The organism is Arcticibacterium sp. (genome assembly GCF_055134445.1).
The window spans coordinates 1-8,302 of the sequence record NZ_JBSRVI010000009.1; the positions used below are offsets into that span (position 1 = coordinate 1).

Sequence of the window (8,302 nt, forward strand, 5' to 3'; positions counted from 1 at the left end):
TATTTTGGCAAATATTTCTATGGAGTTGGGCGGAAGGCCTTTGGTTTATGACCCTGTGAAACGTGTTGTGGTGGGAGATAAAGAAGCTACCGCCATGCTGAAAAGAGCCTATAGAGCCGGTTATGTACACCCAGACCCAAATAAAGTTTAATCCTTAAATAACTCTTTTTTTTATCGCTCTGGAATTTTTCAGGGCGATTTTTTTATAAATTCATTTTTGGCAGCGATTTAAAAGTACCCCTTATGAAACACCTATTTGCTCTCATTTTTCTTATTCCTTTTAGCCTTTCGGCTCAATATCAATTAGGCCCTGATTCTCATAGACAGGATGGGGTACCCGAAGGTAAGGTTACAAAATATCTGTGGCACAGCCCTTCTTATGATAATTATAGAGAATACCATGTTTATGTTCCAGCTCAGTATGACGTGTCAGAACCAGCAGCATTGATGGTTTTTCAAGATGGGCAAGCTTATGTTAAGAATGATGGAGCAATGAGAGTGCCGATAGTTTTTGATAACCTCATTCATAAAAAAGAGATGCCCATAACTATTGGCTTATTTATTACTCCAGGTCACAGTTCGGAAGATTTACCAGAAAATAGATTTCAAAGTTCTAACAGAGCAAATGAATATGACGAAATGGATGATAGATATGTGACGATGTTACTGGAAGAGCTGATTCCTGAATTAAAGAAAACACTTAACATCTCAGAGGATAGAAAGCTACATGCCATTTGTGGTTTATCATCTGGTGGTATATGTGCTTGGACAGCGGCTTGGCAAAGGCCAGACTTCTTTCATAAAGTATTAAGTCATATTGGAAGTTTTACCAACATTCGTGGAGGTGATAGATACCCTGGGATTATCAGGAAATCAGCAAAGAAAGATATCAAAATATTTATGCAAGATGGCAGCACTGATTTGAATAATATTCATGGAGACTGGTATTTGGGTAATCTACAAATGGAGTCTGCTTTAAAGTACAAAGACTATGAAGTGAAAACAGCATGGGGAACTGGAGGTCATAATTCAGAACATGGAGGGGCTATTTTGCCAATGTCTTTGAGGTGGCTTTGGAGTGATGTTATGAAGTGAAATTATTACTGTTTATGTTTTTAATGAATGAAAATCTGGTTAATTTCGTTCTGATACAGAGGGGAAAAAGAAAAGAATAGATATGGGAAAGGTACTAGGTGAAAAAGAAACTTATACTTTAGACGAAATAGTCAAAATGATTGATAATTTATCTTCGAAAGATAAATTGGAATTGATTGACAGGATAGGAGTCGAAGAACATAGACTAAACATTAGTTTAGCTTCTGTGCAATCGTTAGCCAAGGATTGGCTTTCAAAAGAAGAGGACGAAGCATGGAGAAATTTGTAGCTGGTAATGTTGTTGTAGTTAAGTTTCCTTTTTCTGATTTAAGTAATTCTAAATTGCGTCCAGCATTAGTCTTAGCTGATTGGGGTGGTGAAGATATCATTCTATGTCAAATAACAAGTATAAATAAGAATGAACCTTTTCCTGTACCCTTGAAAAAAGAGGATATCACAAGTGTCTCTTTACCATTAGATTCGTTTATAAGGGTAAATAAATTATTTACGGCAGATAAGAGTATTATTGAACGTAATGTTGGTGTAATTCTAGAGCCAGTGATGAAAGAGGTCGAAAAAGCAGTAATGAAGTTGTTTATCGATTTTAAAAACCTCTAGTCTGTATACATCAAATACTGCATGGTTTTGATGAAAGCAGCCAAGAGGTCATAGAAATAGTAGAGGTGGTAACTGCTGCCCAAAAGCGAATCGTCAGAAAATTGTCGTAATATTCAATCTTTTAATTTGGCAGAATTTTGACCATTAAAAGCCAAAATTGTGACAAATATTGTTTTCTCGTGTTATAAGAAATTAATTACAATATGCTTGATTTCTGCTTTATAGCATAACCGAAACTTACCAATAAGTCCTACTAATTTCCACTTCGTACTTTTTTCTACCTCTGGTTATTGTTTGTTTTTCTAGTCTATCTCCGAAGTATTCGTATTCAATTTTTTCCTCTAGTTTTTTGGCTCCAGTTTCAGTATTTACTCGGAAAAACTCTTTTTGTATGGGTTGTTTACTGTCATTAGATTTTATAATTATTCTTTGATGGCTTGTCAGTCTATTCTCACTAGAGGGTAAATAGAAGTCTTTGTAATTGATTATTTCTGTGTTTCTGATAGTTTCAGTTTCATGCTGATACATTTTATCACCATAAAAATGTTTGTTATAGCCTTTTACATAGTTTCCTAGGGAGTCATAAATAGCACCATAGAAGTGATATGTGTTTTCGTTGGTTTCTGCCCTATACTCTTTTAAGGTTGCGGTAGAATCTATCAATATACCCTTACATTCGCTAAGCCTAATTTTATCAAATCTTGCGGCAAAAGCTAATTTAGGAAGCTCTTCTATTGTGTACTTTTTATAGTTCTTGGCCACTTGGAATATGAAAAATTCGGAGTATTCTCTATCGGTAATTGAATCAGTTTTGGTAGTATAAATTCGCCCATCTGGTTCGCCAGATTCTCTCAAAAATGTAACTGTCCTTTCATCTTTGACTTTTACATTATAATGGGTGGTCAGTCTATCATTTTTAAGACTATCATAACTATAAACTTTAAGGCCATTCGAGACAAGTCTATAAACACCAATATCGTTTTCCCATTCTAAAATTTTTTGCCCTTTTTCGTTAAAGTAAAGGGCTTGAAAGACTTTACCTTTGTGAAAATACCTTTCACTTTTTAGTGCTCTTAAGGAATCTTGCCCTTGGCAGAAATAAAAAGAGCTAAGACACAAAATGAAGAAAGAAACTGTTCGGAAGTTTGATTTGGGCATTGCATGGTTTATAATTGTTCTCTAAAGAAATGAATTAATATTTCGAGTAAAAATGCAAAACAAAGAATTCATAGAAGTAACTGTCAAAAACCATCAAATACTGCATGGTTTTGATGAAAATAACCAAGAGATTCTGGAATCTGTAGAGGTACAGAATTCGGCTAAAAAGCTTATCAAAGTAGATAGGATATTGTCAATAAGTGAAAAGTTTATCTTGACTTCTTACGCCTTTGATAGGATAATTTATTGGGAATATGAGGAGGCTTATGAAGAATTAAAAGAAATGCTTTCAAGCAATTAATACTATAAAAATGAGAGACTTATCACCAGCCTTTGCGGCATTTGACGCCTATAATAACCAAGACCCGAACCAAGAAAGTATTGGGAATCAAAAGTTAAGTAAAGAAACACTTTATGGTCTTAGAATGAGTATTTGGCTAAATAGATATGATTCTAAAGCTCCAGACCAAGTTAAGTTGGCTGCACGAAGTCAGCACATAGGTCGCTGGGAAATGCCTAGAGATAGTTTCCCTATGGATAGAACGGGTTATCTGAAATGGAGAAGTCAGCTGGCTATTCATCATGCCAAAACGGCAGGAGAAATATTGGCAGTGTTGGGTTATGAGGATGAACTGATAGATAAAGTGAAGTTTTTATTGCAGAAAAAGCAATTGAAACAAAACGAAGAAACACAACTGCTAGAAGATGTTATTTTCTTAGTTTTTGTGGAGCATTATTTAGAAGATTTTGCCGCAAAACATACAGACGAAAAGGTGATAGACATCATAGCCAAGACGCTGAAGAAGGTAACTTCGAAAGCGATAGAAACTTCTAGTAGTATCCAAGTTTCAGAACGCATAGGTAGGCTTATAGATATGGCTGCTGGCTCTTTGTAAACCTAAGGTTGTAGAGGCGAATGGCTAAGGAAATCAAATACTTAGCATGAAATTCGGGGTGTTTTTTTTGCCATATATACGGTTTATTTGGGGGAAGGTCGTCTAATAGATAAGATATATCGAATGTGGCAGTTTGTTTCTTTTGGATGGAGTATTTTTGAATTGAAATTTAACCAAAAACACCTATATGAAATACTCATTTTATGCATTGGGCATTCTACTGCTGCTAAATGCATGTTCCAGTGAAGATGACCCCAACACCAAACCAGAAGACAGCAGATTTACGGAAGTTGTTTTGGCCAGAGGCTTAGATGAGCCCATGGAAATGACATTTTTGCCAGACAACAAAGTGCTGGTGGTAGAGCGTAAAGGAGGACTAAAGCTTATCAACGAAGACACGAAAGAAACCTCTGATGCTGGATGGATAGAGGTAAATACTAAGTATACCAATAAAGAAGGAAATGTGCGTGAGGCCGAGGAGGGCTTAATGGGTGTGGTGGTAGACCCTAATTTTTCTCAAAACCATTGGGTTTATCTTTATTATGCAGACCCAGAAACGCCTAAGCATGTTTTAGCAAGATATGAGTTTGTGGACGACTACCTAGTAGACGATTCTAAGAAAGTGATTTTAGAGGTGCCTACGCAGCGTGAAGAGTGTTGCCATACTGGAGGAGGTATGACATGGGATGCACAAGGCAATTTGTTTTTGACCGTAGGAAACAATACGGTTAATCCACGAAGTGGTGCTTCAAACTTAAATGAAGCTCCAGGTCATGAAAATGAAGACGACCAAAGAGCTCCTGGTAACTCTATGGATTTAAGAGGAAAAATATTAAGAATTCATCCAGAAGCGGACGGTACTTATAGCATTCCTGAGGGCAATCTTTTTCCAGTGGGAATGGAGAAAACGCGTCCAGAGATTTACACCATGGGTCACAGAAACCCTTGGAGGCCTTCGTTAGATAGCAAAACAGGTTACTTATATTGGGGTGAGGTAGGTCCAGATGCCAGCAAAGATTCTATTTGGGGACCTATGGGTTATGATGAGTTTAATCAAGCTAAAGAAGCTGGATATTTTGGATGGCCTTATTTGATTGGTAATAATAGACCTTATAATAGATACAATTCTGAAGACGGTACTTACGGCGAACCTTTTGACCCAAATAACTTGGTCAATGAGTCAGTCAATAACACCGGTATTAAAGAATTACCAAAGGCTGTTCCCGCTTTTTTGTATTATCCATATGGCCCATCTCCTGAGTTTCCTTTGATGGGGACCGCAGGCCGTAGTGCCACAGGTGGACCCGTTTACCGACAAGCAGATTTCAAAGATGCCGCCAGACCGTGGCCTGCTTACTATGAAGGTAAGTGGTTAATTACCGAGTTTATGAGAGGCTGGATAATGGCTGTCACTATGGACGAAAACGGCAACTATGTGTCCATGGAGAAAGTACTACCTGAGAAAAACTTCAGTGGAGCTATGGATATGGATTTTGGTCCTAATGGCGATTTATATGTTTTGGAATATGGAACGGCATGGTTTAAAGGAAATGAAAATTCTCGGTTGGTTAAGTTGGAGTACAATTCAGGCAACAGAAAACCAGTGGTGGAAGCCAGTTCTGATGTGAGTTCTGGTAAGGTACCGCTTACCGTTAATTTTTCTGCAGAAGGAACTACTGATTATGATAAGTATGACGAAGGTAAATTAAGTTACAATTGGAAAATCAAGAAAGAAGGTGTAGAGATAGGCTCGGTTTCCGGAGAAAAAGTAAATTATACTTTTGAAGAAAGTGGCGATTTTGAGGTGGAATTAGTTGTGACAGACTCCAAAAAGGCGACGAATTCTAAATCTTTTTCTATAACCGCTGGTAATGAGGCTCCCGCCATAACTTTAAGCCTAAATAAAGAAAACAAGACTTTCTACTACGGAGAGAAAGAATTGCAGTTTACGGTAAAAGTGGCTGATGCCGAAGATGGAAGTACCGAAAATGGCATTACTCCAGAAGAAGTGGCCGTCACTTTTGATTACGTTCCTGCCGGTTATGACCCAATAGAAATGGCAGCAAATCATGCTACAGTGGATGCTATGGCGTCTTTTGCAGTAGGAAAAAGTTTAATAGAAGCTAGTGATTGTATTTCATGTCATCAGTTTAATGCCAAGTCCATCGGGCCTAGTTATGTGGCCGTAAGCGAGCGTTATGCCAACACAAAAAAGAATAGAGAGCTGTTGGTAGATAAAGTTATCAATGGTGGTAGCGGCGTATGGGGAGAGCACGGAATGAGTGCCCATCCAGATTTGAGTAATTCTGATGCCAGCAGAATGGTGGACTTCATACTTAATATGTCTTCTACAGGGGGTGCAATATCCTCATTAGGTCTAAGCGGTGTAGTGAAACCGATGAAGCCAGACTATGAATTTGAAGAAGGCAGTTTTGTTTTAAGAGCTGCGTATAAAGACAAGGGTGGTAAAGGTGTAAAACCGCTGTTGACAGAGAAAGTAGTTGTTTTGAAAGACCCATATTTAAGGCCTCATACAGCTGATTTTCGTAAGGCCACAGAAGTTTTGACGGCTTCTGGGAATGCTTTTTTCGCGGTAGGCGACAAGTCTTATATCGGTTACAAGAATATTGATCTTACTGGTGTGACAAACATCCATGTTTACATTCAAAACTCAGAAAGGTCTGGTACTGTCGGAGGTAAGGTGGAATTGCATTTAGACACTCCAGATGGAAAGTTAATAAGTATTTCAGAAGACATTCCTGTGAACAGTCCAAGTGGTCCTAGAAGACCACCAGAAGGGGTGAGTGCGGTAGATTGGAGAAGACAAAATAGTTCTAAAGCTAACTTAGCGGTCTCTTCAGACATTAAAGGTTTTCATGATGTGTATCTGGTTTTTAGAAACGAAGCAGCTTCAAGCAATGATTATTTAATGAAATTAAACGAGATAGAGTTTTCTAATAAATAACAGGAATAAACGAAGGTTTTATATGCCTCGCCCTTTATAGGGTGAGGCATTTTTTTGTCTTTGATATTTTTTTTAAACTTTGCAGAAAATTTACTAAAAATTGTCTCGTAAACATGGCTTTCCGCTGTTTATAATCATTAAATCACTGTTTTGATGTGATGATTGCTTTACACGAATTGAGATAAAAACAGGTTAATTTCGCTGACTTCTTACTTTAAATTGATAAAAATAAGTCTGACTGGTGGTATTTTTTTAATACGACTTTTCAGGCATAGGTATGATGTTTTCATAATAAAGTGAAGTAATGAACTGCAATGTTAAAATAGCTTTTTGTACAGATTTTTCTGAAAATGCGGGGCGTGCCCTTGAGTCCTTACTTTTTAATACTTGGGATTATAAAGTGGATTTTGACGTCCTTCATATGGTAGAGCAGAATTATCAAGAATCTTTGGAGAAATTGAGTGCTATTAATGAAGAACTTAAGCTTTCATTAAATGATATTTCTAAGGTAAGAATTCAACTTTTTAGAGAACATCAAAGAGATGACTTAATAGAACAATTGAACAATTACGGCTATTTATTCGTGTCTATTGGTCTTCAGGGGAATGGGAAAGGAGATGGACTTGGAAGTTTCATTAAAACGCTTTACAGAGAAGTAGACTGCAATGTCATGATGGTGCCTTTGGCCAGTGCCATTAAGATTGAAAATAAGGTACTTGTGGCCGTGCAATCAGAGCATATTCCGTATTTAAACCTTTTGAAGAAGTTTTATTCTTTTTTTAGATTTAATTTTTTTAAGCTCACTATTGTCGTTCGAACACTAAAGGAGTTCGCCGAAGTAGATAAGCTCAAAATCCAAGAAGAGATAAGTGAAATGTTACCGAATCTGGAAATACACTTGATTTTTCACAATCCTGAAAATTATCATGGAAACTTACTGAAACAGCTTATAGTCCAGGAATTCGGTTACTTTTATGTGTTTAAAGACAGTTACTACGATAAGCTTTTGAAGGTTATTCTTGAAACCCACCCTGATAAATCTATCCTAAAGATAAAAGTGACGAGACTTATGATTTCTGAAAGGGAACTCGAATTAGTAAAAAGTAATTCTCCTTTATTACAGAAATTTGAGTTACGCTACTCTTAAGATAGTTTCTTCTTATGTGCTGAGGAAGGAAACAACAGGTTTTCTTATGCGTAATTAGATTTTAAAATAAAGACAGTTGTGTGCAAATAATGGCATGCCTCCTTTCTGCTTACTCTTTTAACGCTTATAATAAGAGATGTGATGAAGTGAGATTTTTCTGTAATGATTGAGAAACAGATATGCTACATTTAGGGATGGTTCTGCTTAAGGTTAAAAGAGAATTTTTATAATGCGGTTTTACAAAGCTGCTCGCAAGTAGTAACAAAATTAAATGAAATTATACGAGATAGCTTTTTCTGATAAATAAGCAGGAGTAAATGTAGGGTTACTGTGCCTCGATCTTGATAGGGTGAGGCATTCTTTTTGCTTGATGATAAATTTCCTTAATTTTAATTTGAGACTTTTATGTATTTTAACTTTTAG

8 protein-coding genes and 1 pseudogene are annotated in these 8,302 nt (G+C 36.8%); 8 read left to right on the top strand and 1 reads right to left on the bottom strand.

Features of this window, described 5'->3' with window-relative positions; translation table 11 throughout:
• From ACTBZY_RS00845 to ACTBZY_RS00860, 4 genes and pseudogenes are all read left to right on the top strand, one after another.
• A pseudogene (locus tag ACTBZY_RS00845) lies at positions 1-151 on the top strand (gfo/Idh/MocA family oxidoreductase); the annotation flags it as partial.
• A gap of 92 nt (positions 152-243) precedes the next feature.
• A complete protein-coding gene (locus ACTBZY_RS00850; RefSeq protein WP_463044423.1) occupies positions 244-1,095 on the top strand; it encodes an alpha/beta hydrolase in 852 nt (283 codons plus the stop codon).
• Between the two features lie 82 nt (positions 1,096-1,177).
• Positions 1,178-1,384: a hypothetical protein gene (locus ACTBZY_RS00855; protein ID WP_463044424.1), complete on the top strand. Its 207-nt coding sequence runs from the start codon at positions 1,178-1,180 to the stop codon at positions 1,382-1,384.
• On the top strand, positions 1,369-1,713 hold the full coding sequence (locus ACTBZY_RS00860) for a type II toxin-antitoxin system PemK/MazF family toxin (protein WP_463044425.1): 345 nt from the start codon (positions 1,369-1,371) through the stop codon (positions 1,711-1,713). Before ACTBZY_RS00855 ends, ACTBZY_RS00860 begins: the two co-directional genes overlap by 16 nt.
• Before the next feature lie 237 nt (positions 1,714-1,950).
• On the opposite strand, the gene ACTBZY_RS00865 is transcribed toward ACTBZY_RS00860, so the two are convergent.
• Positions 1,951-2,871 carry a hypothetical protein gene (locus ACTBZY_RS00865; RefSeq protein WP_463044426.1) on the bottom strand — a complete coding sequence of 307 codons (921 nt, stop codon included), beginning with the start codon at positions 2,869-2,871 and terminating at the stop codon, positions 1,951-1,953.
• 52 nt (positions 2,872-2,923) lie between these two features.
• Between ACTBZY_RS00865 and ACTBZY_RS00870 the strand changes: the two genes are divergently transcribed.
• From ACTBZY_RS00870 to ACTBZY_RS00885, 4 genes are all read left to right on the top strand, one after another.
• The gene (locus ACTBZY_RS00870) at positions 2,924-3,172 is read left to right on the top strand and encodes a hypothetical protein (RefSeq protein ID WP_463044427.1); all 249 of its coding nucleotides are present in this window, start codon (positions 2,924-2,926) and stop codon (positions 3,170-3,172) included.
• A gap of 10 nt (positions 3,173-3,182) precedes the next feature.
• Entirely contained in the window at positions 3,183-3,767 is a 585-nt protein-coding gene (locus ACTBZY_RS00875) for a DUF4202 domain-containing protein (protein WP_463044428.1), read from the top strand.
• A gap of 187 nt (positions 3,768-3,954) precedes the next feature.
• Complete coding sequence (locus ACTBZY_RS00880) at positions 3,955-6,732, top strand: PQQ-dependent sugar dehydrogenase (RefSeq protein WP_463044429.1); 2,778 nt, start codon at positions 3,955-3,957, stop codon at positions 6,730-6,732.
• Positions 6,733-7,036: 304 nt separating this feature from the next.
• Entirely contained in the window at positions 7,037-7,879 is an 843-nt protein-coding gene (locus tag ACTBZY_RS00885; RefSeq protein WP_463044430.1) for a hypothetical protein, read from the top strand.
• Positions 7,880-8,302 lie beyond the last annotated feature (423 nt).